Genomic DNA, 26502 nt, shown 5'->3' with positions numbered 1-26502 from the left:
AGAGCGCCCACCAAGGCGCTCTTTTTTATGTTCATCGAACCACTATATCTACTATTTTTCCGGCTTCTTATCTCGCCCTAACATTAATAAACAAGGAGTCAGTACCAAGGTCAATACTGTCGCGAATGCTAAGCCTCCCGCAATTGCCGTAGCGAGTTGCGACCACCATTGCGTGCTCGGCGCACCAAATTCTATCTTTTGATTAATCAAGTCGATATTCATTTCTAGCACCATCGGCATCAAACCTAAAATGGTGGTGACCGTGGTAAGCATTACAGGCCTTAAACGCTGAACACCGGTTCTCAGAATCGCATCTCGCTTATCCAAGCCTCTTTTAATCAATTGGTTATAAGTATCGATCAGCACGATGTTGTTATTCACCACTATACCAGCCAGCGCAATCACCCCAATACCGGACATCACGATGCCAAACGGGCGCTGGAAGATAAGTAAACCAACGAACACACCAACCGTTGAGAACAACACTGCACTTAGAATCAAGAACGCCTGATAGAAACTATTGAACTGAGTAATCAGAATTAAAGCCATCACCGCTAGTGCCACCAAGAACGCGCTTTGTAAAAAGGCTGACGAGTTCTCTTGTTCTTCGTTTTGGCCACGGATACGAAATTCCACGCTACTCGGCAGCCCTAGCTCACTTAATGCTTGTTCGATCTTTGGTAGTTCCAGCGCAAGGTTATAGCCTTCTTCCATATCCGCCATGATGTTCACCACACGCTTACCATCGAGACGTTTAATCGTATCTTGCTTATGGTCGGGAACAATCTGAGCAAAGTTGGTGATCGGCACCAAGCCTGCAGGTGTTTTGACTCTCAGCTGGTCGAAGCGTCCAATATCCCTTTTATCATTCGGGTAACGCACCAATATATCGACCTCTTCTGAAGAATCATCTGGGAGGTAATCACCAATCTTGAGACCATTAGTCACGAATTGAACGGTATTACCCACCAAGGTCGCATCAGCAGCAAAGCGCGCAGCATCGTCGCGGCGAATATCCACCTTCCAGTCGATGCCATCTTTACTCGCGGTATCACTGATATTAGTTAGCGCTTGATTACCATCCGCCCAACCTCTCACAATTTTTGCAGCCTGATTAAGTTGCTCTGGCGTTCTTGCCGACAGCTCAATCACTAAGTCATTCTCAACCGGAGGCCCAGCATCAGGAAACTTATATTCAATCTCAACACCTGCGTATTGATCAGTTTGCACTTTTAACTCATCAATGATCGCCTTAACACTGCGACGGTATTGCCAGTCAACAGGCGTAATTGAGATCAAACCAATCTGGTCGTCACCACCCGTTCGCGTGTAAACGGTATCGAACTCATCATGATTGAGCATCATCAGTTCAATATCGCGCATAATGTCATCCTTTTCTTGGATAGACAGATCACCATGAGAACGAACTTTGACGTTAAAGAATGGCGGATCAACCTCAGGAAAGAACTCTGCTCCAAGACCGGCTTTGGAGTAAGTAAAGCCAACCGCAACCGCGAGTAATATCGCACTGAAGAGGATCTTAAATGGGTGTTTAATCGCAATCGAAAGCGTGTGGTAGTAAGCCTTGGTTAAACCAGTAGCCTGTGAGAAATCACCGTTGTGCAGTGCGACCATTCGAGCTTGGCTCTGAGAAGATACGTATTGAGGTTTGCCAATCAAACCGCCTAATACAGGGACAAACAACAGCGCCATAATCAATGAGGCAGTTAACGTAGCGATCAATGTTAATGGCAGGAACTTCATGAATTCGCCCGTCACATCCGGCCAAAACAGCAACGGAGCAAATGCGGCTAAGGTTGTTGCCGTCGATGCGGTTATCGGCCAAGCCATCCGTTTCGCTGCATCTCGGTAAGCGGCTTTGCGCCCTTCACCCTCTTGCATTCGCCTGTCTGAAAACTCGGTCACCACAATGGCGCCATCAACCAACATACCCACCGCCATAATCAACGAGAACAGCACTACGATGTTGACGGTTAAGCCAAACACAGAAAGAACCAATAACCCGGTTAGGAATGAGCCAGGGATTGAAATACCCACTAACAAAGCGGTACGCACACCAAGAATCGCGATGATAACGATAACCACCAGAATAATGGCGGATAAGATATTGTTTTGCAGATCATTAAGCATGATCTTCACATCTTTAGATTCATCCCAGGTGTATTTGACCAAGAGATTGTTTGGCCATTCCGCTTGCTGCTGAGCGCCTGCCATTACTGCTTTGACTAGCTCAACGGTTTCGATGATATTCTCACCTGCACGCTTCTTGATATCCAACACCACCGCAGATTTGCCATCTAAACGAGCAAAACTTTCAGGATCTCGAAACGCTCGACGAACCGTGGCGACATCACCAAAAGTGACTACCTGTTTACCATCCACTTTGATAGGCAACTCAAGTACGTCTTTTAAAGAGTTAAACACCGAAGGAACTTTGACTGAGAAACGTCCGTAGCCAGTGTCAACAAAACCAGCGGCAACTACTCGATTGTTCAGAGCGATCAGATTGTAGATATCTGCTTGATCTAAGCTGTAGCTCTCCATCAATAACGGATCAACAATGATCTCGACGATGTCATCGCGATCGCCTGCAATATCGACTTCAAGGATTTGGCGATAGCTTTCTAATTTGTCTCCAAGTTCTCGGGCAATTTGCACTATGGTGCGCTCAGGAACGGTACCGAATAGTACAACAGACAAAACAGGTTGCTCTGAAGCCAGCGTCACCTCATTTACGGTTGGCTCATCACTGTCTTCTGGCAGTTTTGGTTTAGCCAGATCAACCGCGTCACGCACATCGGCCATTGCTTTGGTGAGATCGACACCAACATTAAACTCCAACACAACAGAGGCGTGGCCTTCAGCTGCAGTTGCTGTCATCTCTTTTACGCCCTCAATCGACCTCAGCTCTTGCTCTATCGGCCTAACCAATAAACGTTCTGCATCGGTTGGCGAAATACCTTGGTGCCCAACAGAGACATAGATAATCGGGATCGTAATGTCTGGGCTCGATTCTTTGGGGATAGTGATATAAGTGACGACACCAGCGACCAAGATAAGCGCCAAAAGGGAAAGCATTGTTCGAGCACGAGACAAGGCTGCATCAATTATTGAATACATCGGCAATCTCCTACTCTGCGGTTAGATTTGAGAGTTCAGCACCTTGCTCAACAGCAATCACAGAATCACCATCACGCACAAAGCCTTGACCTACGGTGATGATGTCGACGCGTTGACCTAGCCCAGTGAGCCACACTCCATCTTGTTCGGCCTTTACTAGCTGAATGCCTACAAACTTCACCGTTGGTGAGTCACTAGCAGAGACCAAGGTTTTGACCCCGAGGTTACCCGCCTCATCCAATGCCAGCATCGCCGGTGTTATTTTGATTGCGTCTCTTGTTTCTAGGTTGAGTTTTACTTCGGCACTGACACCTGCAGGTAATAGGCCTTTGGAGTTATCGATTTCAATCTCGATTGGAAAAGTATTGGTAGAAGCAGAAGATATTCGAGAAACATAACGTAAGCGGCCTTCAGCCTCTTCTCTTCCCAATAAGCGAACCAAGGCGGATTGATTGACTAACAAATGCTGGATATGACGTTCACTGACATCGGCTTCGATGACCAGAGGATCCAGGTCAATCACGCCCGCGACCGGATCACCAACCCCAACAAAGTCACCAAGTTCAACCATTAAGTCTTGAACCACACCCGAAAAAGGCGAAGTAATGACAGTATTCTTTAAAGCCAATTCCGCATTGCGCATCATGGCTTTTGCTTCTGTTAATGAAGCCTCAGCTGTGGTGTAGGCGATTTCACCTTGCAACCCTCTTTTCTTCAGTGACTGCGCCGCTTTGAACTCTTTCTGCTTCAAGCGATATAACGCAGATGCTCGCTCTAGTTGAATCTCTAAATCACCCTTATCTATCTGGGCAATGGCTTGTCCTGCTTTAACCATATCCCCCTTAACAACATTCAATCTGACAATCTTGCCCGCGACTTCTGCACCTAGACGAGCATGCCGATCGGGCGCCGTTCTTCCATAGAGATCTATCGTTTTAAAGGTCGGTGATGAAGTGAATGTTTGAAAGGAAACCTTAGCCAATGGAATTTCTGTCGCCTTTTTTTCAGGTGACTCTTCAGCTTGCCCTACGCCTAAACCAAGCCAAATCGACAACAACACGACTAGAGTCAGAGAAACCAGCCACGGCTGCTTCAATTTCTGAAAAAGTGGTGAGTGAAAAAATAGAGTGGGCATAACAAATCCTTTTGTCCGATGTAATTCATGCGCGCTAGTTGGCTTAATAGCGTGATGTGCAACTTCCTTATGCACAAAGGTAACCTTAACAGACCAATCCTCAACGAAGTTGGACGCTATCGACAATTTAAAAAATATGCCGTGTACTAAAAATGAGAGGAATGCCTTGAAAAGTAATAAGTTACTAAGTAAAAACAAAAACGCCGAACATAAGTTCGGCGTTTGAAATGTTTCTAATGCAGCTTTGAGCTCAAGCTATTTTCAACTCATGCTATACGCTAAATGATGCACCACAACCACATGTTGTTGTCGCGTTCGGGTTGTTCACAAAGAAACGTGCGCCTTCTAGGCCTTCTGTGTAATCAACCATGCCGCCCATTAAGTACTGTAGGCTCATTGGATCAACAACTAGCGTTACACCGCTGTTTACAATCGTAGTGTCGCCATCATTTACTTTTTCATCAAATGTGAAGCCGTATTGGAAACCACTACAACCACCACCTGTAATGTATACACGCAGTTTTAGTTCTGGGTTTTCTTCTTCAGCGATTAGCGTTTGTACGCGGGTAGCTGCTGCATCAGAAAAAGACAATGGGATATTTACTTCGCTCACGACAACCTCTCTTACCTGTGTCAAAAACAACATGATACAAATCTAATTCGAGACCAGTGTTGTTGAGTATTTTCTTATATTCGGGTGATTATCTAATACCTGACTGAAACGTTCAAGTATTCACCACCGGATCCTTCCTTTTACTGCTGTAAACTCGTCAATATCTGGCAATTAAAACGTGTAACCACACAAAACAACCAGATTCGGGTGATTATCTGGGCGAAAGCATTCCTACTTGGATTAGGGATAGGTACAATGCGTGCCAATTGGTCCGACAGTCAAAAGAGGATATATCAATGACCAAATCAGCAGAGCTGTACGAAAAAGCACAGCAAACTATTCCTGGTGGCGTAAACTCTCCAGTTCGTGCATTCAATGGCGTAGGTGGTTCTCCAATCTTCGTTGAACGCGCTGATGGCCCACTTATTTTTGATGCTGATGGTAAAGCGTATATCGATTACGTTGGCTCTTGGGGTCCAATGATCCTTGGTCATAACCATGCTGTTATCCGTGATGCTGTGATTGCAGCAGCTCAACGCGGCCTTAGCTTCGGTGCTCCAACCGAAACTGAAATCAAAATGGCTGAACTTGTATCTGAGATGGTTCCATCAATGGAACAGCTACGTATGGTGAGCTCAGGTACAGAAGCAACAATGAGCGCGATTCGTCTAGCTCGTGGCTTCACTGGTCGTGACAAAATTCTTAAGTTTGAAGGCTGTTACCACGGCCACGCAGACAGCCTACTGGTAAAAGCTGGCTCTGGCGCACTGACTTTAGGTCAACCAAGCTCTCCAGGTGTTCCTGCTGACTTTGCTAAGCTGACACTAACGGCAACATTCAACAACCTAGATTCTGTACGTGAAATCTTCGCGGCAAACAAAGGCGAGATCGCTTGTATCATCGTTGAGCCAGTAGCGGGCAACATGAACTGTATCCCTCCTGTAGAAGGCTTCCACGAAGGTCTACGTGAGATCTGTGATCAAGAAGGCGCATTGCTAATCTTTGATGAAGTAATGACAGGTTTCCGCGTTGCTGAAGGTTGTGCTCAGGCTTACTACAACATCAAGCCAGACCTAACGTGTCTTGGTAAAGTGATCGGCGGTGGCATGCCTGTGGGCGCTTTCGGTGGTCGTAAAGACGTGATGCAATACATCGCACCAACTGGCCCTGTTTACCAAGCGGGTACGCTTTCAGGTAACCCTGTTGCAATGGCTGCTGGCTACGCATGTTTGAACCTTCTACGAGAAGAAGGCAACGAAAAGCGTCTAGCTTCAAAAACTAAGCAGTTGGCAAAAGGCTTCAAGCAACTTGCTGACAAGCACGGCATCCCGATGCTAGTTCATCAAGTTGGTGGTATGTTTGGTTTCTTCTTCACTGATCAAGAAACTGTGACGTGCTACGAAGATGTAACTAAGTGTGATGTAGAACGCTTCAAGCGCTTCTTCCACCTAATGTTAGATCACGGTGTTTACCTTGCACCTTCAGCATTCGAAGCAAGCTTTACTTCTCTTGCTCATGGTTCAAAAGAACTTGATGCAACACTAGAAGCTGCTGACCGCTCTCTTGCGATCATTGCTGCTGAAAGCAAATAATCGAAAGCACTTTATAAGTCGCTAACCGATTGAATTTAGGGCTGCATTAAATGCAGCCCTTTTTTATATATCGCGTTAACCTGCCACAAATATGACAGCTTATTTAGCCGTCGATTAAGGCTATAACCGAACCAAAAGCGACTAACGTTCCCAGAAAAGAAAAACCAACAACATCAAAGTGCCAAGGAACATTCTGAACCAAGGGATCTCTTTTTTTGTTTGCTGCTCTTCGTCTTGGCATTTCTTATCTTTATTACAGCATCCCATTATCAAAACTCCTCATTGCTAACTCTCTGTTTTGCAGCCATTATAAACTCAGAACGCAAATATAGAGACCATTACCGTGTCAGAAAAACTCAAAATCAATACCAGCCACTGGGTGATCATCATCGCCCTACTCGCGGCGGCTTATGCTTGTTACCTGCTTATCGAGCCATACGTTAACTCTATCGTTATGGCCTTTATCATTTCACTATTGATGTTCCCAATCCATGAGTGGCTTGAAAAAAAGCTACCAAATAAAGAAAACATCGTCTCTCTGCTGTCTTGTGTGATTCTGACTTTCATTATTGTTATCCCTTTATTGGCAGTATTCGCAGCAATTGTTCAGCAAGGTTCTCTGTTCTCTCAGAATACTTACCAATGGGTGACCCACGGTGGCATTCAGACTCTGTTTGCTCATCCGTTAGTGGTCAAAGCGCTGTCATTTGTGAATAACTACCTGCCTTTCGACAACATTGAGCCCCAAGCCATCGCACAAAAAGTCGGTGAGTTTGCGACAAGCTTTGGTTCTAAGCTAGTTGGTATCAGTGCGAAAATCTTAGGTGATGCGACCAATTTCTTGATGGATTTCTTCTTGATGCTGTTCGTTTTGTTCTTCTTATTAAGAGATCACGACAAAATCATCAGTGTGGTTCGTCATATTCTGCCGCTGTCTCGTAGCCAAGAAGACAAACTTCTAACAGAGATAGAGCAAGTATCTAAATCAGCAGTAATGGGCTCATTCTTAACCGCCATCGCGCAAGGTTTTGCTGGCGGTTTAGGTATGTGGATTGCTGGTTTCCCAGGTCTATTCTGGGGCACTATGATGGGCTTTGCCTCTTTCATCCCAGTTGTGGGAACCGCATTAATCTGGATCCCAGCTGCAACTTACTTGTTCCTAACGGGTGATACCACGTGGGCAATTTTCCTAACGGTTTACTGTGTGGCGATCGTTGGTTCAATTGACAACCTTCTGCGTCCGCTGCTAATGCAAGGCAGCGCAGGCATGAATACCCTAATGATCTTCTTCTCACTATTGGGCGGTATTCAACTGTTTGGCTTGATTGGTCTTATCTACGGCCCACTGATTTTTGCGATTACCATTGTTCTATTTAACATCTACGATGAAGAGTTTAAGGACTTTTTAAACCAGCAAGACAAGAGTTAAACCGCTCTTCAATCACTTACTTGCCCAACGAGTATTAAACACTTCAAGCTTTGGGCGGATTATGCGAAAATCCGTCCTCATTTTTTGCTAACGATTCAATAGAGTGTCCTATGTCAGCTTATATTGCCCCAAGCCAGATTGCTGAGCGCCAACTTGCCTACTTTGAAGGCAAACATGTTTTAGTTGCCGGTGAGGCTGAAGACTTATTCCCTGTTGAATTAGCGAAGCATTGTGAATCTGTCTCTGTGTTCACCTCTAATTACAGCTACTACCGTCAGCTTGAAGGTTATAGCAGCATCCAACGTTTTTACGGTGCTGAGTTTACCGAAGAGACCAAAGCCGACTTAGTGATGCTGTACTGGCCAAAAGCCAAAGCGGAAGCGGAATTTTTGTTGGCGATGCTATTTGCCAAGCTAGGCAAAGATACCGAGATCGTCGTGGTTGGTGAAAACCGTTCAGGCGTGAAAAGCATCGAGAAGATGTTTGCTCCTTACGGCAAAGTTGTTAAATACGATTCAGCGCGTCGTTGCTCTTTCTACTGGGGTCAATGCTTCGAGCAACCACAAGCGTTCAACCTGCACGACTGGTTTAAGACCTACACGGTTAACATTGATGAACAACCTCTGACGGTAAAAAGCCTTCCTGGCGTCTTCAGTCACGGTCAATTCGATGTTGGTAGCCAACTTCTATTGGACACCCTGCCAAAACTAAAAGGCAAGGTACTGGATTTTGGCTGTGGTGCAGGCGTATTAGGCGCGGTAATGGCATCTCGTAACCCAGATATCGAGCTAGAAATGTGCGACATCAGTGCGTTTGCCGTGGCATCAAGCCAAGCAACGCTAGAAGCGAATGGTTTAACGGGTAAAGTTTTCGCATCCGATGTCTATTCTGATACTGCACAAGACTACCAGTTCATCATCAGTAATCCACCATTCCATTCAGGTTTAGACACTAGCTACAGCGCTACTGAGACCTTGCTTGCTCAGGCTCCTAAGCATTTGAAGCGTTCTGGTGAGATGATTATTGTTGCGAACAGTTTCTTAAAATACATTCCAATTATTGAACAAGCATTTGGAAAATGCGCGACTCTAAATAAGACCACTAAATTCGCGATCTATCACGCAAACAAATAACCTCTCTAGCACAGCGCAGGGTCATTATCTGCGCTGTCTGTTCATATTTTTGTCAAAACTCTATAAAAATGAGCTTTTGCACACGCTTTAAATACCACTTACTTGTCAAAGTAAAAAAACTCGTTAATTTCGTTAAATTGGAACCCGTTAATTCTATTCTCTGTACTTGTTTTCGCCCCTTTTAGCAGTACATCAAAGGAAAGTAGTACCCAATTTATGTTTAGATTCTATCGTAAGCAGAAGTTTAAGCGCCTTCAAAATACCCTAATGCTGGCATTTCTTGTCCTCAGTATTACCCCTGTGACACTTATCGCGATATTTTTCCTCCAATCGCACAGTCAGGATCTTCAGGAACAAAGCACCTCACACCTTGTTTCGGTTCGTGATACTAAGCAACAGCAAATTGTCGATTACCTACAAGCTCAAGAATCCCAAGTGATGGGCTTTGTTCGCTCAGAATTGGCCAATGCCAGTGGCGGGCGATTTTATGGTTTGATCAATGCATTCCAACGATTGGGGTTAGATATTGACGAGGCTCGCGGTAATGCGCAGCAGCGCTACATTCAGGGGTCTGGCGATCAAATCAAAACGTCGATTCTTCCAGAGTCCAGCAGCTTTATTGGCAGCGAACGTTATCGCTTACTGCACAAGCGCTACCATAATGCTTACCTAGAACTGCTTAAACGCTCTGATTTTGACGATATTCTCTTAGTTGATATCAACGGTAACGTTGCTTATTCCGTCTTTAAAAATGACGATTACGGCACCAATCTGCTGACTGGAAAATACAAGGATTCCAACCTAGGTATTACCTTTCAACGACTAGCCAAAGACGTAACCGACCGACGTAAATCTAACGAAGATTACACGCCGGTTATCGTTTCTGACTTTAAAGACGAGAATGGCAAACAGACCGCATGGTTAGGCGCACCTATTGTTCAACAAGGCTACCTGCACAGCTACGCGATGTTTAGGCTGCCAATCAACGGCATTACTAAGCTGATTGCGGATCTCAACAAGAGTTCGAATATTCAAACGCTGCTTGTGGGTGATGATCACCTGCCGCGTAGCCTTGCTCATTCACAAGAGTCTATCAATTTGAGCCTAGACGTTGTCGATAAAGCATTGGCTGGTGAAACGGCGGTTGGTACCTTCGACAACACCCTAGATCAAGCGATCATCGCGGCATATACGCCAATTGAGCTGAAATACGCAACATGGGCTTTGGTGGTTGAACTGCCAGAGAAAGAGGCGTTTGCCCGAATTCATCAGCTAGAGAAGATCTTCGTGATCGTGATGCTAACGGCGATCATTCTCGTCGTTGTTGCATCGCACTACCTGTCTAACTTCATCACATCCCCACTACTTAAACTGACGTGGGCTGCCGAGAAAGTATCGGCGGGTGATCTCGATGAAACCATGATCAATACCGAGCGCAAAGATGAGATAGGCCGACTCGCGGTGAGCTTCGAAAGAATGCAGCGCTCGATTCGTGAAAAAATGCAGCTCATCAAAAGTCAAAATGATGAGCTTGAGGACAACCTTAAGACCATTCAAAAGCAAAACGAAGAGTTGCAACTGGCCAACAAACTTAAAGATGAGTTCTTAGCGACTACTTCACACGAATTGAGAACACCACTGCATGGCATGGTGGGTATCGCTGAAGCGTTGATATCTGGAGCAAACGGTCCTATTCCGGCAAATCAGAAGTATCAGTTGGATATCATCATCAATAGTGGCCAAAGATTGGCAACGCTGGTTGATGACCTGCTTGATTATCACAAGATGCGCTATGGCAGCTTAGACATTAAGAAGTCAGCCGTTGATTTATCTGCAGCCACCAGCTTGGTCCTAGAGTTGTCTCATCACCTATTGGGCAATAAGCCAATCCGTATTATTAACCAAGTCCCAAGTGATTTAGGTCTGGTTTCATCGGATCCTCAACGACTTGAGCAAGTGATGTATAACTTGGTCGGCAATGCCATCAAGTACACCTCAGAAGGTAAGATTGTTATCTCTGCCAGCGTTATCGACGACAACATTCGTGTACAAGTTGTCGATACTGGCCAAGGTATACCGGCCGAGTACCTTGAGCACATCTTTGAGCCATTGATTCAAGCAGGCCAAGATGCGAGTAACTACCGCCAAGGTGCAGGGCTTGGACTATCGATCAGCCGTCAGTTGATTGAGCTAATGGGTGGTTCACTGTACGTAAGTAGCCAACCAATGCTTGGCACTACGTTTAGCTTTACCCTACCTCTAGCGACTCAAGATGAGCTGGACAGCTACAACGAATCAGGTCACTACTCGCACTTCCAAGCGCCTGATTTAATTGATAACAGCCAACAAGAAAATAGTGTTATCAGTGAGAACCCAGATGGCCCGTTACTGGTTATCGCCGATGATGAGCCGGTTAACCTGCGAGTATTAGACAGCTTCTTGAAATTAGAAGGTTATCGAGTACGTACTGCATGTGATGGCCCTGAAACCATTGAACTGATTGAGAAAGAGAAGCCAGAGCTGCTTCTACTCGACATCATGATGCCAGGAATGAGCGGCTATCAGGTTTGTGAAGCACTGCGTAAGCAATACGATCATGCTCAGTTGCCAATCATCATGCTAACGGCACTCAACCAAGCAGAAGACCGTGTTCGAGGTTTCGAAGCGGGTGCCAATGACTATTTATCTAAACCGTTCAACAAACAAGAACTGGCGGCTCGAATTACAGCGCATCTTTCAGCAAGTAAAGCTGAACAAAGACGCCTTGAAAACGACCAACTGCAACTCGAGCTCAAACATAGAGCGATGGTTGAAGCTAACTTGCTAGAAACTCAAGGCCGCTTATTGGAGCAACTTGAATCGGCACCTGAAGCCATCATCTGTATTCGTGATGACCAACGCATTCGCTTTGCTAACGAAGCTGCCGCGAAGCTATTCAGACGCGGACAGGAACAACTTAAACGCTCAATGGCCGACGAGATCATTGCGCCTAAATACCTTAAAGTGGAACAAGCCCACTACTGCGGTGATATTGATATCTATATAGACGATACACGTCAGCGCATACCGAGTGACATCCTTAAGCTACCTGAAGGCTCAGGGCTCGACACCATGTACATCTTCAATGTCGGTGGTGGCGTTAACTCCAACCGAATCAATAACCTTGAAACGGCGGTTGAGGCTCTTTCTAGTTATGCCTTTGAAGGCGACAAAGATAAGTTACAGCAGCTTAAAGAGCTTGGCGGAGAATTTACTCGTCTTGCTGACAAGGCAACCGGTGAAGGTAAAAACAAGCAAGAGTTAATGCGCGAGGTACTGGTCGATGCGATGACTAATGCCATCATCTACTGGGAATCAGTGACTGGTGAAACCAAGTTCGCTTTCGCCGAGAAGAGTGGCTTGTGGCGCGTCTACTTAGACCGCAGTACGCTGCAAACTCGAACGCTGGACAAATACCTACGCGTAGAAACCCTACCGAAAACCCCTCGCTGGCGAACGGTACTGAGCTCAATCGAATTCATACTGGAACACTGTAAAGAACAGACGCCAGAAAGAACCCATATTGAGATGCTAAGAGATAAACTTCAGAAACTACTGACCAGTTAAACCCTGAACCAACATCACCAAATTAGCCCACCTAGCGTGGGCTTTTTTGTACACCTAATAATCACAAAAAGTAGAATCCCAACGCTTGCAACGCACTTTTTTCACGTCTTTAAACAAGGCAGAATTCACGCCAATTACGCACAGTGCGTGCTCGTAACCGTCAGTGCTTTTCGTTCTATTCTCAATCATATCTGACCGTTATCTGACTCTTTGTTGCAGTTTGAGAAGCGAGTCACAACAGAACGGCAGATTTAATTTTCTAGGGAAATTTAACGTAAAACTGGCAAGTGACCGAGATCTACAATTATACCAACGTAGGGTAAAGCATTATAATAAAAAGCCTTTAAAGTTAGTGAACACTTACAACTAGCAAGAACCACAAAACCAAATGCGAGTCACATCACCTTAACAATTGCGAACAAAAAACCACCAAAGCAACCTATTTTGACGTTAATGACGTGGGGCTGTGTGTTTTTAACGTTTTTGACGGGAAACGAGTTTGATTAATTCATCGATAAGGTGTTTTCTTATTCCTGCCAAAGGCCTACAGGCCACTCTTACCACTTCTCAGAATCAACGATGAATCTGGAGCAACGAAGAAGAGGTAGGCCTTTAACCAGAGTGTGTATCTACTAAACAATTTAGCGACAGATAACATTCAATCCATTAGTGAAATGAAAGCAAATAGTAAGGAACAGCTATGCTTGCCAATATAAAAAAAACAGCAATAGCAACAGCAATTATTGCAACTGCTACAACAGGTTTTGCATCAGTAGCAACCGCTGCAGAACGCAGTGAACTGACCGTTCACCCGAAAGAGTACACTACCTTCGTACGTAACTTTAACCCGTACCTTGGTGCTACTAACCTACATACTACAACTGACTTCATGTATGAGCCGCTAGTAGTATTTAACGAAATGCACGGTAACACTCCAGTGTTCCGTCTAGCTGAAAACTTCAAGATGTCAGATGATCTGATGAGCGTTGTTTTCGACATTCGTAAGGGTGTTAAATGGTCTGACGGAGAAACTTTCTCTGCTGATGATGTTGTTTTTTCTTTCAACCTTGTAAAAGAGAAGCCAGAGCTTGACCAATCTGGTATCAACTCTTGGGTAACTTCTGTAGAAAAACTGAACGACAACCAAGTTAAGTTCACACTAACAGAAGCAAACTCAAACGTACCTTACGAGATTGCTAAAGTACCTGTAGTACCTAAGCACATCTGGAAAGACGTTAAAGATCCATCAACGTTTACCAATGAGAACCCGGTAGGTTCTGGTCCATTTACAGAAATCGATACGTTTACAGCGCAACTATACATCCAGTGTGCAAACCCGAACTACTGGGATGCAGACAACCTAGATGTTGACTGTCTACGTGTTCCACAAATTGCGAACAACGACCAATTCCTAGGTAAAGTTGTAAACAGTGAAATGGACTGGACGTCTTCTTTCGTTCCAGATATCGATCGTACATACGCAGCAGCTAGCCCTAAACACCACTACTGGTACCCGCCAGCAGGTACACAGGCATTCATCGTTAACTTCAAGCACCCTGATGCTGCGAAGCATGAAGCATTGAGCAACGTTGACTTCCGTCGTGCTTTCTCTATGGCTCTTGACCGTCAAACTATCATCGACATCGCATTCTACGGTGGCGGTACTGTGAACGATTTCGCATCGGGTCTTGGCTACGCGTTTGAAGCTTGGTCTGATGAAAAAACTCATGACAAGTACAAAGGCTTCAACACTTACAACGCTGAAGGCGCGAAGAAGCTTCTTGCTGACGCTGGCTTCAAAGATGTAAACAAAGATGGTTTTGTTGACACTCCATCAGGCAAGTCTTTTGAACTAATGATTCAATCGCCAAACGGCTGGACTGACTTCAACAACACAGTTCAACTAGCGGTAGAACAGCTGAACGAAATCGGTATTAAAGCGAAAGCTCGTACACCTGACTTCTCTGTTTACAACCAAGCAATGCTTGAAGGTACATACGACGTAGCATACACAAACTACTTCCACGGTGCGGATCCATACACGTACTGGAATAGTGCTTACAACTCATCACTACAATCTGGTGATGGTATGCCTCGTTTCGCTATGCACTTCTACAAAAACGACAAGCTAGATGGTCTTCTAAACAGCTTCTACAAAACAGCTGATAAGAACGAACAGCTAGACATTGCACACGGTATCCAGCAAATCATCGCTGCAGACCAAGTGACAATCCCTGTGATGTCTGGTGCTTACATGTATCAATACAACACAACTCGCTTCACTGGTTGGTGGAACGAAGAAAATCCAAAAGGCCGTCCAAACATTTGGGCTGGTATTCCAGAGCGTCTACTTCATGTACTGGACCTAAAACCAGTTAAATAAGTAATCGTTCAATCCTTGCGGCGTAACCTCTTACGCCGCTTATAAAAATCCCCACACTCTCAATTGAAAGTATGGCGCTAGTCGTCAGGGGATTTTTCGTTCCAAATTTCGCTAGGAGCGACCTGAATCCAGAAACAGGGAAACAATCTGGGTGAGTAAGGTGTGAGTTATGGGTTATTTTTTAAGACGTTTGTCATTTTATTTTGTCGCGCTATTAGTTGCTGCGACGTTAAACTTTATTATTCCAAGAGCAATGCCTGGTGACCCCGTTACCATGATGTTTGCGAACGCTTCTGTACAAGTTACTCCAGAGCGTATTGCTGCAATGAAAGAACTATTAGGCTTTGTTGATGGTGGCCTACTGGTTCAATACGTAGCGTACATGAAGAACATTCTTAGCTGGGAACTTGGTACATCAATTCAATTCTACCCACTTTCTGTAAACACACTGTTGGGTGGAGCATTCGGTTGGTCGCTTTTCTTAGCCGGCACCGCAGTTATTCTTTCTTTCTCGATTGGTTCGATCCTAGGTATTTTCGCAGCGTGGAAACGCGGCAGTAAATACGATGCCTTCGTAACGCCAGGGATGCTGATTCTACAAGCTGTTCCTCAAGTTGTTATCGCGATGATTGCACTATTTACCTTTGCAATTGGCTTGAAGTGGTTCCCAACCGGTTATGCCTACACCGCAGGTACCATGCCTGATTGGACAAGCTGGGCATTCATCAAAGATGTCGCTTACCACGCCTTCTTACCATTGTTCTGTGCTTCTGTTGTTCAAATTGGTGGCTTCCTAGTAAACATGCGTAACAACATGATCAACCTATTAGCCGAAGACTACATCACCATGGCGAAAGGCAAAGGCCTGAGCGAAAACCGAGTAGTATTCAACTACGCAGCTCGTAACGCGATGCTACCAAGTGTGACAGCCCTTTCAATGTCGCTAGGTATGGCAATCGGTGGTCAGTTAATTATCGAAATCATCTTTAACTATCCAGGTCTTGGCAGCGTACTTTTCAACGCAATTAACGCTCGTGACTACCAAGTACTGCAAGGTCAGCTGCTTATCATGACGCTATTCATGCTGTTCTTTAACCTAGTTGCAGACATGCTTTACGTTGTTCTTGACCCTCGTCTTCGTAAGGGTGGTAAATAATCATGAAAGACTTTCTAAAACTCATTTGGCGTAACCCGATGGCCCTAACAGGCGTCATCATCCTAAGTATTTTTATTCTTGGCGCGATTGCAGCTCCATTAATCACCAAACATGTACCAGACAAGCGTACAGGCAACCCACATGAATACCCTGGTTTCGTGGTGAAGTCTGCACAAACTAACCCTGATGGCTGGGTTGCTCAAAACCTAGCAGACGACCGCCGTACATTGATCATGTCTAAGAAGGCAGACCACGTACTAGGTACAACTCGTATGGGTCGTGACGTTTGGTCTCAAGTGGTATACGGCGCACGCGTATCTCTTGCTGTAGGTTTTGGTGCGGGTCTAACCGTATGTTTACTCGCCACTGTTATTGGTGTTTCTGCGGGCTACTTCGGAGGCCGTGTCGATGACGTTCTAACAGCCGCAATGAACATCATGCTGGTAATCCCTCAATACCCATTACTGTTCGTAGTAGCAGCCTTTATCGGTGAGGCAGGGCCACTCACCATAACCTTGGTTATCGGCTTTATGTCCTGGGCTTGGGGCGCTCGTGTTGTTCGCTCCCAGACCTTGGCACTGCGTGAAAAAGAGTTTGTAAAAGCCGCTGAAGTTTTGGGTGAATCTTCATTCCGCATCATCTTCGTAGAGATTCTGCCAAACCTTATCTCTATCGTTGGCGCAAGCTTCATCGGTTCGGTGATGTACGCAATCATGATGGAAGCAACGATCTCGTTCCTAGGTCTTGGTGACCCGAACACAATCAGCTGGGGCATCATGCTTTACAACGTTCAAACCTCTTCATCAATGCTGATTGGCGCTTGGTGGGAACTGTTGGCTCCTTGTATCGCACTGACACTACTTGTAACTGGTCTTGCTCTACTTAACTTCGCTGTCGATGAAATTGCTAACCCGCAACTGCGTTCTCACAAAGGCATGAAGCGTTGGAAGAAACTAGCAGCACAAGACAAAGAAGAACGTGAACCAGAACTACCACCACAAAATGCACTTTGGAGCGGAGATAAATAATCATGTCTGAACCACTAATTTCTATCCGCAACTTATGCGTGGATTACATCACAGAGTCTGGCGATGTTCGTGCGTGTAACAACGTAAGCTTCGACATCGCTCCAGGTGAAGTATTCGGCCTAGCTGGTGAATCTGGCTGTGGTAAGTCAACGGTCGCTTTCTCTCTGATGCGTCTTCATAAGCCGCCCGCTTACATCAGTGGTGGTGAGGTTATCTTCAACGGTGAGAACATCCTTGAATACAGTGATGACCGTATGCAGTCGTTCCGTTGGAGCGAGATGTCGATGGTATTCCAGAGCGCGATGAACGCACTCAACCCAGTACTACCGATGGAAGAGCAGTTCTGTGACGTAATTATGCGTCACACCAACATGACTCGTGAGCAAGCTAAACAACGTGCTGAAGGTCTACTTGAAATTGTAGATATTCACCCAAGCCGATTGAGTGACTACCCTCACCAATTCTCTGGCGGCATGCGTCAGCGCTTGGTTATTGCTATCGCGTTAGCACTGAATCCAAAACTGATCATTATGGATGAACCGACAACCGCACTTGATGTGGTTGTGCAACGCGAAATCCTACAAAAGATCTATGCACTGAAAGAAGAGTTTGGCTTCTCTATTCTGTTTATCACCCATGACTTGTCATTGATGGTCGAGTTCTCTGACCGCATCGGCATCATGTACTCAGGTGAGCTAATCGAGGTGGCTAACTCTCAAGATATTCTAGAAAACCCTTACCACCCTTACACCAAAGGGCTGGGAAGTTCTTTCCCTCCACTGACAGGGCCAAAGACAAAGTTAGCAGGTATTCCGGGTAACCCTCTGAACCTGTTAGAGATCCCAGAAGGGTGTCGTTTCCAAGCTCGTTGTGACCGTGTACATGAAACGTGTACTAAGGTGCCAACCAAGCTGCGTTCTATCGACCCGGGACATTTGTCTAACTGCCACCTGTACGGTGACCCAATAGTACAAAGGAAGCTATAGCTTGCACGCTGACTTGGCGTGAATAACGAACAAGGCGGCTCGCCCGCCTAAAAACAAGCAAAGCGAATAAGGATTCTGGAGACAATTATGAGCAAAGATTTCGGTCAATTATTGGTAGAAGGTAAAAATGTCGTAAAAGACTTCCCAATAAGCAGTACCACCATTCAAACCCCAATGATGCGTGCGATTAACGACGTGTCATTCAAGATGTATAAAAGTCGCGGCTTAGCGGTGGTTGGTGAGTCTGGTTCAGGCAAATCAACAACGGCAAAGATGATCGCAAAAATGTACGCGCCTTCGGGCGGCACGATCGAATACAAAGGCCGTGATATCCAAGAGATCTCAAGCAGAAAAGATCTTATGCACTACCGTGAAGGCGTGCAAATGGTATGGCAAGACCCGTTTGGTTCATTGAACCCAACGCACAATATCTTCCACCACATTGCTCGACCGTTGTTAATCCACAAGAAAGTATCTCCGGGCAATAAAAAAGAGCTAGAAGAACGCGTTTACGATCTTTTAGAGCAAGTTGGTCTCATTCCGCCAAAAGAGACGGCGAAGAAATACCCTCACCAACTGTCTGGCGGCCAACGTCAACGTGTCAATCTAGCACGTAACATCGCAGTTGGTGCTGAAGTTGTTCTGGCCGATGAACCAACATCAATGCTAGACGTTTCAATTCGTGCGGGTGTTTTAAACCTGATGGAAGAGATGAAGTTTGAGAAACAAATGTCACTGCTTTACATCACTCACGACATCGCAACTGCTCGTTATATTGCTGAGGATCTTTCAGTGATGTACGTCGGTCACATGGTGGAATGGGGCGATACCGACGACGTTATTGCTAACCCTCAACACCCATACACGCAATTGCTTGTTTCTGCTGTTCCAGATCCTAAGAAATCGATCCACGAACAACTTGCTGGCAATAAAGGTGAGATTCCACTTTGGACACCAGTATCAGCAGGTTGCCCGTTTGCAGGCCGTTGTACTCACGCAATGGACAAGTGTAAAGAGCAGCTACCAGGGGTTACACAGCTAGCTGATAACCACTTTGTACGCTGTTACCTACACGAAAGCTAAGCATAAAAACCCAAGTTAGGGTCTGCGGACCCTAACTATTTATATCCAAAAAAATTCAAGTACCTAGCCAATAGAAACTAGGACTGTCGGAGAATATTGATGCTGTTATTGACCAACCATATTGGGTATGAGTCCACAGGCCCCAAGCAAGCTATCTTACAAACTAAGAAAGCTCGCCTATCTAGCACAACGGCTCTACTCGTCTGTGCTGACAACCATATGACTGTCGGAAGTTTTGATGTGGTTAAACAAGGCCGCGTAGCAAATTGGCATCAAGGGCAATTCTTCACTATTGATTTCAGTTCAGCCACTGAATCTGGTCGCTACTACCTGCGTTTTGATAACCTACGCTCAGAAGTTTTCGAGATTGGTAGCAACCTATTAATGAACCACACCTTTTCTGATGTGCTTCATTACTTTAAGTCTCAACGTTGTGGCGGCACTTTTGACAAGAAAGATCGACAAGCACAAATTCTTGGCACCGACAGATACGTCGATGTCCACGGTGGCTGGTACGACGCATCAGGTGATGTAAGCAAGTACTTTAGCCACTTGTCTTACGGCAACTACCTCAATCCACAACAGATTCCTATGGTTGTTTGGAACATGCTCAAAAGCGTGCGCTTAACCAGTGGCAATCCAGACTTCCCTAAATTCTCCATGACTCGCCTAACAGAAGAAGCGCTATTCGGTGCTGATTTCTTAGTACGTATGCAAGACGCGGCTGGATACTTCTACATGACAGTATTCGACAAGTGGAGTAAAGATATCAACCAGCGCGATATCTGTGCTTATGCGACTCAAGAAGGTCATAAATCAACAGACTTACAAGCAGGCTACCGACAAGGTGCAGGTGTTGCTATTGCGGCACTCGCTGTGGCTTCTGAACTTGAGGTTTCAGGTAGCTACTCTAGCCAAACCTATCTTGATACCGCGACCAAAGGTTACTGGCATCTTAAAGAGTACAACCTCCAATACCTAAACGATGGTGAAGAGAACATCATCGATGAGTATTGCGCCCTACTCGCAGCCAATGAGCTGTATCGAGTAACACAAGACGAACAATACCTTTCAGAAGCAAGAACTTGGGCGACTCGTTTAATCTCTCGCCAACAGTCAGATGATTTATTTGAGCACTTCTGGTCAGCAAACTCTGATGGCTCTCGCCCATACTTTCATGCAGCTGAAGCTGGCCTTCCAGTAATTGCTTTGTGTGAGTACATCAACAATGAAACCGATACGGAGCTCAAAGAACAAGCTCGCATTGTTGTTGAACAAGCATGTCAATTCGAAATCAACATCACCGATAAAGTAACCAACCCATTTGGCTACCCAAGACAGTACGTTAAAAATGTTGATGGTGATAAGCGCGATGCTTTCTTCGTCGCTCAGAAAAACGAAACAGGCTACTGGTGGCAAGGCGAGAACGCACGTCTTGGCTCAATCGCAACCATGGCTTACCTAGTTCAACCGCACATTAAAGATAGCGAACTTCAAGAGCGCTTAATCCAGCTTTCACAAAATAGCCTTGATTGGATCTTGGGCCTCAACCCATACCACATGTGCATGCTCGATGGTCATGGCCATAACAACCCAGACTACCTACCTCAGCTTGGGTTCTTCAATGCGAAAGGAGGTATCTGTAATGGCATCACGGCTGGTTTTGAAGATGAACAAGACATTGCGTTCAACCCATCAGCACAAAAAGATGACATGCTCCAAAACTGGCGCTGGGGTGAACAATGGATCCCTCACGGCGCTTGGTTCCTATTAGCAACCGCTGCACAGTTCAACTTCTTAGCACAGCGTAAGGAGCAATAATCATGACGCTTTACTACGTCGGTATTGATGGTGGCGGCACTTCTTGTCGTGCTCGTATTCGTGATGACCAAGGCAAACTGATTGGTGAGGCGAAAAGTGGCAGTGCCAACATCCTTTTGGGTGTTGATGTTGCGATGAGCTCAATTATTGATGCCATCACAAAAGCGGCACAACAAGGGCTACTCAACTCTAACGATTTTTCTAATATGCATGTTGGCCTAGCTCTGGCTGGCGCTGAGCAAAAATCAGCATGGTTTGACTTCATGGTACAACCGCACCCTTTCGCAAGCATGACACTAAATACCGACGCTTATGGCGCTTGTATTGGTGCTCATAATGGCCAAAACGGCGCAATCATGATTGGTGGCACGGGCTCTTGCGGTATCTACTTAAAAGACGGTGAGCAACATGTGGTTGGCGGTCGTGAATTTCCGATTTCAGATCAAGGCGGCGGCGCAGTCATGGGCTTACGTTTGATTCAACAAGTCTTGCTTGCAGAAGACGGTATTCGCAGCAAAACCCCACTGACTCAGCACGTTATGAATCACTTTGATAATGATGTGGATGCCATCGTCGAATGGTCAAAAGGCGCTATTCCAAAGGATTACGGTCAATTCTCGCCAGTGATTTTTCAACTCGCTAACGAAGGCGATGAACTGGCTATCGAGATGCTCAAGCAAACCGCGGCTGATATCGAAATGTTTGTCTTAGCACTGCATCGAAAAGGCGCTGACAAGGTGTGTTTAATGGGGAGTATCGCTGAGCGTATTCTCAACTGGCTATCACCACCAGTACAACAATGGATAGTTAAACCTCAATTCGACGCTATCGAAGGCGCATTGATGTTTGCCGGTAAACCACAACACAACTTGTATCAACAGGCTTAGCAGGGAAGTTATATGAATTATCGCATCGACTTAGCTGTTCTTTCTGAACAAAAAAATAACTGCCGATTTGGCCTTACGGTACATAATTTAAGTGACCTCGACGTAAAAGATTGGTCTCTGCACTTTGCATTTGATCGATTCATCCTTCCAGAGAGTTTATCGCAAGGAGAGCTGACTCAAGTTGGCAGCTTTTGCTCGTTCACACCAAGTTCTTCAGTGTTAAAGGCCAACAACCATTACTACCTTGAATTCAGTATTCAAAGCGCACCATTCCGCTTCTATTCTGATGGCCTTAACGATGCCTTTATCCAGTCACATAATGATGGAGAAACATCGGTACTGCCTGTCGCGATATCACCCATTGTACTGGCTTCGCCATACCGTGAACGCAATCAAATACCTGAAGTTAACGCTGCTGAGATTGCATTGATTCCTCAACCGAATCATATCGAACTTCAGCATGGTAGTTTCGCGCTAAGCAGCGACTGCAAAATTGAGGTTCAATCTCATCTTGCTGATAAGGCAGTCTCTTGGTTCCAGCAAGAATTGCTCTCGACCTTTGAGCTGCCTGTTTCGACCGCGCTTTCAGCTGAACTTCCAAAAGACGAAAGCGGCGACATTCTATTTCGCAGCAACCCGACGTTAGATGAAGCCGAATACAAACTGACCATCACTGCACAACAGATTATTGCTGAATCAGGCAGCCAGTCGGGCTTTACACACGCTGTGGCAAGCTTGATTCAACTAGTTCAACAATTGGACGCAGAGAACTTCTCTCTACCATGCTGTCAGATAGCCGATCAACCTCGCTTTAAGTACCGCGGCATGATGTTGGATTGCGCTCGTCACTTCCACTCAGTGGATCAAGTGAAGCGTTTAATCAACCAATTGGCGCACTACAAATTCAACGTTTTTCACTGGCACCTCACCGATGATGAAGGCTGGAGAATTGAGATAAAGAGCCTGCCACAGCTAACAGAAATTGGCGCTTGGCGTGGCCCTGATCATGCACTAGAGCCGCAATATACCCACATTGCGGACAACTATGGCGGCTTCTACACACAACAACAGATTCGCGAAGTCATTAAATATGCAGAGCAACGCAGCATCACGGTGATCCCAGAGATCGATATTCCGGGACACTGCCGCGCCGCAATCAAATCACTGCCTGACATATTGGTAGAGCAAGCGGATACCACTCAATACAAGAGCATTCAGCACTACAACGACAATGTACTAAACCCAGGTTTAGCAGGTACTTACCAATTTCTAGATGCAGTTATTGAAGAAGTCGCAGAGCTGTTCCCTAGCGAATTAATTCACATGGGTGCAGACGAAGTGCCACCCGGTGTGTGGACCAACAGCCCAGCTGCTCAAGCATTGATGAAAGAACACCAGTACCAAGACAGCAAAGACCTACAAGGCCACCTATTCCGCTACGCCGAGAACAAGCTTAAGCAACTCGGCAAACGCATGGTCGGCTGGGAAGAAGCGCAGCACGGCGACAAAGTGAGTAAAGAGACCATCATCTACTCATGGCTCAGTGAAGAAGCGGCTGTCAATTGCGCTCGCCAAGGCTTTGATGTGGTGTTGCAACCTGCACAGTTTACCTATCTCGACATGACCCAAGATTATGCACCGGAAGAGCCGGGCGTAGATTGGGCTGCCGTTATCCCATTAGAACAAGCTTATACCTACGAAGCGCTTGCTGAGATATCCGACACCGACCCAATTCGTAAGCGGATCCGCGGAATTCAGTGTGCTCTATGGTGTGAGATCGTCACCAACCAAAAGCGTATGGATTACATGGTATTTCCAAGAATTAGCGCTTTAGCTGAAGGATGTTGGACACATAAAAACAACCGAAACTGGCTAGATTACCTGTCTCGCCTAAAGGGTCACTTGCCGCTACTCGACAGACTCAATGTTGACTATCGCAACCCTTGGAAAGCTCAATAAAACAAAACCAAAGCAACACTCACATCGAGCGCTTGCTAACTCAAATTAAGGTGCTCAGTCAGATAAGACTCAGCATCACTATTTAAAAATTAGCTGCATAGATGCAGTTTGTTAAAAAGGAAATGACAATGAAATACGGCTATTTCGATAACGACAATCGCGAATACGTCATCACTCGCCCTGATGTACCAGCACCTTGGACCAACTACCTAGGTACTGAAAAGTTTTGTACTGTAATTTCGCACAATGCGGGCGGTTACTCGTTCTACAATTCTCCGGAATACAACCGTGTTACTAAGTTCCGTCCAAACGGTACCTTTGACCGTCCTGGACACTATGTTTACTTGCGTGATGATGAGACGGGTGATTACTGGTCTATCTCTTGGCAACCAGTGGCCAAGAGCCTAGATGAAGCGAACTACGAGGTTCGTCACGGCCTGTCATACTCAAAATTCAAATGTGAATACAGCGGCATTACCGCAACCAAAACGCTATTCGTACCTAAAGGCGAAGATGCAGAAGTTTGGGACGTTGTGCTAAAGAACAACACTGATAAGCCACGTACTATCAGCACATTCTCATTTGTAGAGTTCTCGTTCAGCCACATCCAATCAGACAACCAAAACCACCAGATGTCTCTGTACTCTGCGGGCACGTCTTACCAAAAAGGTGTGTTGGAATACGATCTGTACTACAACACTAACGACTTTGAAGGCTTCTACTACCTAGCGTCAACCTTCTCACCAGACAGCTACGACGGTCAGCGTGACAACTTCCTTGGTATGTACCGCGATGAAGCTAACCCGATTGCGGTTGAAAACGGTCAGTGTTCGAACAGCGCTCAAACCTGTTACAACCACTGTGGTTCTCTGCATAAGCAATTTACCATTCAACCGGGTGAAGAAGTTCGCTTTGCTTACGTACTAGGTATCGGCAAAGGCAACGGTGAGCGCCTACGTGAGAAGTACCAAGACACAGCAAACGTAGATGCGGCTTTCCAAGGCATCAAAGATCACTGGGACGAGCGTTGCAACAAGTTCCAAGTTAAGTCTCCAAACGAAGGCTTAGACACCATGATCAACACTTGGACACTGTACCAAGCAGAAACCTGTGTAGTTTGGTCACGCTTTGCATCATTCATTGAAGTTGGGGGTCGTACTGGTCTTGGCTACCGTGATACTGCGCAAGATGCGATTTCAGTACCTCATGCCAACCCACAAATGACCAAGAAACGTATTATCGACCTGCTTCGTGGCCAAGTAAAAGCGGGCTACGGTCTACACCTATTCGATCCAGACTGGTTCGATCCAGAGAAAGCAGACGTTGAGCCTTCAAAATCACCAACTGTTGTTCCAACACCGTCAGATGACGACAAGATCCACGGCATTGAAGATACTTGTTCTGATGATCACTTGTGGATCGTTCCGACCATCATCAAATATGTGATGGAAACCGGTGAACATGACTTCTTTGATGAAGTAATTCCATACGCAGACGGAGGTGAAGCGACTGTCTACGAACACATGAAAGCGGCACTGAACTTCTCTGCAGAATACGTAGGGCAAACCGGTATCTGTAAAGGTCTACGTGCTGACTGGAATGACTGTTTGAACCTAGGTGGCGGTGAATCTTCAATGGTGTCATTCCTACACTTCTGGGCGCTACAAGAATTTTTAGACCTAGCTAAGTTCCGCAATAACGATGCTGATGTTGCTAAATACACAGAAATGGCAGCGAACGTACGCGAAGCGTGTGAAACTCACCTTTGGGATGACGAGGGTGGTTGGTACATCCGTGGTCTGACTAAAAATGGCGACAAGATCGGTACCGCTCAACAAGCTGAAGGTCGTGTGCACCTTGAGTCAAACACGCTCGCGGTTTTATCTGGTGCTGTTTCTCAAGAACGTGGCGAGAAAGCGATGGACGCTGTTGATGAAAACCTTTTCTCTGAATACGGCCTACACCTAAACTCTCCTTCATTCGCAACACCAAACGACGATATCGGCTTCGTAACTCGCGTTTACCAAGGAGTAAAAGAGAACGGTGCAATTTTCTCTCACCCGAATCCATGGGCTTGGGTAGCAGAAGCGAAACTAGGTCGTGGTGACCGTGCGATGAAATTCTACGACGCACTGAACCCGTACAACCAAAACGACATGATTGAAACGCGTTACGCAGAACCATACTCGTACGTGCAGTTCATCATGGGTAAAGATCACCAAGACCACGGCCGTGCAAACCACCCTTGGTTAACGGGCACCTCTGGTTGGGCTTACTTTGCGGTAACCAACTTCATTCTTGGTGTTCGTACTGGCTTCGAAGGATTAACGGTTGATCCTTGTATCCCGACTGATTGGCCTGAGTTTGAAGTAACTCGTCAATGGCGTGGCGCAACTTACAACATCACCGTGCAGAACCCGAATGCGGTAAGCAAAGGTGTTGCCTCTATCACTATCAACGGTGAACAGGTTGAAGGTGCAATTCCAGTACAAGCGGAAGGCAGCGTGAACGAAGTTATCGTTGTACTCGGCTAATCACTTAATTTGATGA

The 26502-nt window shown here is 45.8% G+C and carries 16 protein-coding genes; 13 read left to right on the top strand and 3 right to left on the bottom strand.

Annotation, left to right across the window (positions count from 1 at the left end):
• Positions 1 to 51 precede the first annotated feature (51 nt).
• The 3 genes from OCV19_RS02915 to erpA all read right to left on the bottom strand — a co-directional run bounded on the left by OCV19_RS02915 (position 52) and on the right by erpA (position 4889).
• A complete protein-coding gene (locus tag OCV19_RS02915; RefSeq protein WP_065676707.1) occupies positions 52 to 3141 on the bottom strand; it encodes an efflux RND transporter permease subunit in 3090 nt (1029 codons plus the stop codon).
• A 10-nt stretch (positions 3142 to 3151) separates the two neighbouring features.
• A complete protein-coding gene (locus OCV19_RS02910) occupies positions 3152 to 4276 on the bottom strand; it encodes an efflux RND transporter periplasmic adaptor subunit (RefSeq protein WP_065676706.1) in 1125 nt (374 codons plus the stop codon).
• 271 nt (positions 4277 to 4547) lie between these two features.
• The gene (gene erpA, locus OCV19_RS02905; RefSeq protein WP_004734539.1) at positions 4548 to 4889 is read right to left on the bottom strand and encodes an iron-sulfur cluster insertion protein ErpA; all 342 of its coding nucleotides are present in this window, start codon (positions 4887 to 4889) and stop codon (positions 4548 to 4550) included.
• Positions 4890 to 5185: 296 nt separating this feature from the next.
• Here erpA and hemL point away from each other — a divergent pair, with 296 nt between their 5' ends.
• From hemL to OCV19_RS02840, 13 genes are all read left to right on the top strand, one after another.
• The gene (gene hemL / locus OCV19_RS02900; RefSeq protein ID WP_010436060.1) at positions 5186 to 6481 is read left to right on the top strand and encodes a glutamate-1-semialdehyde 2,1-aminomutase; all 1296 of its coding nucleotides are present in this window, start codon (positions 5186 to 5188) and stop codon (positions 6479 to 6481) included.
• Positions 6482 to 6824: 343 nt separating this feature from the next.
• A complete protein-coding gene (locus OCV19_RS02895; protein WP_004734536.1) occupies positions 6825 to 7910 on the top strand; it encodes an AI-2E family transporter in 1086 nt (361 codons plus the stop codon).
• 110 nt (positions 7911 to 8020) lie between these two features.
• Positions 8021 to 9043 carry a 16S rRNA (guanine(1207)-N(2))-methyltransferase RsmC gene (gene rsmC / locus OCV19_RS02890; protein ID WP_065676705.1) on the top strand — a complete coding sequence of 341 codons (1023 nt, stop codon included), beginning with the start codon at positions 8021 to 8023 and terminating at the stop codon, positions 9041 to 9043.
• A 216-nt stretch (positions 9044 to 9259) separates the two neighbouring features.
• The gene (locus tag OCV19_RS02885) at positions 9260 to 12649 is read left to right on the top strand and encodes a response regulator (RefSeq protein ID WP_065676704.1); all 3390 of its coding nucleotides are present in this window, start codon (positions 9260 to 9262) and stop codon (positions 12647 to 12649) included.
• Positions 12650 to 13349: 700 nt separating this feature from the next.
• The gene (locus tag OCV19_RS02880) at positions 13350 to 15032 is read left to right on the top strand and encodes an ABC transporter substrate-binding protein (protein WP_017056650.1); all 1683 of its coding nucleotides are present in this window, start codon (positions 13350 to 13352) and stop codon (positions 15030 to 15032) included.
• Between the two features lie 169 nt (positions 15033 to 15201).
• The gene (locus tag OCV19_RS02875; protein ID WP_017633262.1) at positions 15202 to 16188 is read left to right on the top strand and encodes an ABC transporter permease; all 987 of its coding nucleotides are present in this window, start codon (positions 15202 to 15204) and stop codon (positions 16186 to 16188) included.
• A 2-nt stretch (positions 16189 to 16190) separates the two neighbouring features.
• Positions 16191 to 17216 carry an ABC transporter permease gene (locus OCV19_RS02870; RefSeq protein ID WP_017056648.1) on the top strand — a complete coding sequence of 342 codons (1026 nt, stop codon included), beginning with the start codon at positions 16191 to 16193 and terminating at the stop codon, positions 17214 to 17216.
• Positions 17217 to 17218: 2 nt separating this feature from the next.
• Positions 17219 to 18202, top strand: coding sequence for an ABC transporter ATP-binding protein (locus tag OCV19_RS02865; RefSeq protein WP_048605693.1), 984 nt, complete (start codon positions 17219 to 17221; stop codon positions 18200 to 18202).
• Positions 18203 to 18289: 87 nt separating this feature from the next.
• Positions 18290 to 19285 (top strand): ABC transporter ATP-binding protein, encoded by a 996-nt coding sequence (locus OCV19_RS02860; RefSeq protein WP_017059411.1) that lies wholly within the window; start codon positions 18290 to 18292, stop codon positions 19283 to 19285.
• Between the two features lie 99 nt (positions 19286 to 19384).
• A complete protein-coding gene (locus tag OCV19_RS02855; protein ID WP_065676703.1) occupies positions 19385 to 21106 on the top strand; it encodes a glycoside hydrolase family 9 protein in 1722 nt (573 codons plus the stop codon).
• Positions 21107 to 21108: 2 nt separating this feature from the next.
• A complete protein-coding gene (locus tag OCV19_RS02850) occupies positions 21109 to 21993 on the top strand; it encodes an N-acetylglucosamine kinase (protein ID WP_065676702.1) in 885 nt (294 codons plus the stop codon).
• Positions 21994 to 22005: 12 nt separating this feature from the next.
• Positions 22006 to 23952 (top strand): beta-N-acetylhexosaminidase, encoded by a 1947-nt coding sequence (locus tag OCV19_RS02845; protein WP_065676701.1) that lies wholly within the window; start codon positions 22006 to 22008, stop codon positions 23950 to 23952.
• A 128-nt stretch (positions 23953 to 24080) separates the two neighbouring features.
• Positions 24081 to 26486 (top strand): GH36-type glycosyl hydrolase domain-containing protein, encoded by a 2406-nt coding sequence (locus tag OCV19_RS02840; RefSeq protein WP_065676700.1) that lies wholly within the window; start codon positions 24081 to 24083, stop codon positions 26484 to 26486.
• Positions 26487 to 26502: the final 16 nt, after the last annotated feature.

This window comes from Vibrio celticus (assembly GCF_024347335.1).
Classification (GTDB): domain Bacteria; phylum Pseudomonadota; class Gammaproteobacteria; order Enterobacterales; family Vibrionaceae; genus Vibrio; species Vibrio celticus.
Note: the sequence above shows the minus strand (reverse complement) of the source record. Positions and strands in the feature narration are given on the sequence as shown.

Coding starts and splice junctions, on each gene's coding strand:
- OCV19_RS02910 (WP_065676706.1), bottom strand. CDS start 4,276: ATGCCCACTCTATTTTTTCACTCACCACTTTTTCAGAAATTGAAGCAG.
- OCV19_RS02860 (WP_017059411.1), top strand. CDS start 18,290: ATGAGCAAAGATTTCGGTCAATTATTGGTAGAAGGTAAAAATGTCGTA.
- OCV19_RS02915 (WP_065676707.1), bottom strand. CDS start 3,141: ATGTATTCAATAATTGATGCAGCCTTGTCTCGTGCTCGAACAATGCTT.
- OCV19_RS02865 (WP_048605693.1), top strand. CDS start 17,219: ATGTCTGAACCACTAATTTCTATCCGCAACTTATGCGTGGATTACATC.
- OCV19_RS02885 (WP_065676704.1), top strand. CDS start 9,260: ATGTTTAGATTCTATCGTAAGCAGAAGTTTAAGCGCCTTCAAAATACC.
- OCV19_RS02850 (WP_065676702.1), top strand. CDS start 21,109: ATGACGCTTTACTACGTCGGTATTGATGGTGGCGGCACTTCTTGTCGT.
- OCV19_RS02880 (WP_017056650.1), top strand. CDS start 13,350: ATGCTTGCCAATATAAAAAAAACAGCAATAGCAACAGCAATTATTGCA.
- rsmC (WP_065676705.1), top strand. CDS start 8,021: ATGTCAGCTTATATTGCCCCAAGCCAGATTGCTGAGCGCCAACTTGCC.
- hemL (WP_010436060.1), top strand. CDS start 5,186: ATGACCAAATCAGCAGAGCTGTACGAAAAAGCACAGCAAACTATTCCT.
- OCV19_RS02870 (WP_017056648.1), top strand. CDS start 16,191: ATGAAAGACTTTCTAAAACTCATTTGGCGTAACCCGATGGCCCTAACA.
- OCV19_RS02840 (WP_065676700.1), top strand. CDS start 24,081: ATGAAATACGGCTATTTCGATAACGACAATCGCGAATACGTCATCACT.
- OCV19_RS02875 (WP_017633262.1), top strand. CDS start 15,202: ATGGGTTATTTTTTAAGACGTTTGTCATTTTATTTTGTCGCGCTATTA.
- OCV19_RS02845 (WP_065676701.1), top strand. CDS start 22,006: ATGAATTATCGCATCGACTTAGCTGTTCTTTCTGAACAAAAAAATAAC.
- OCV19_RS02855 (WP_065676703.1), top strand. CDS start 19,385: ATGCTGTTATTGACCAACCATATTGGGTATGAGTCCACAGGCCCCAAG.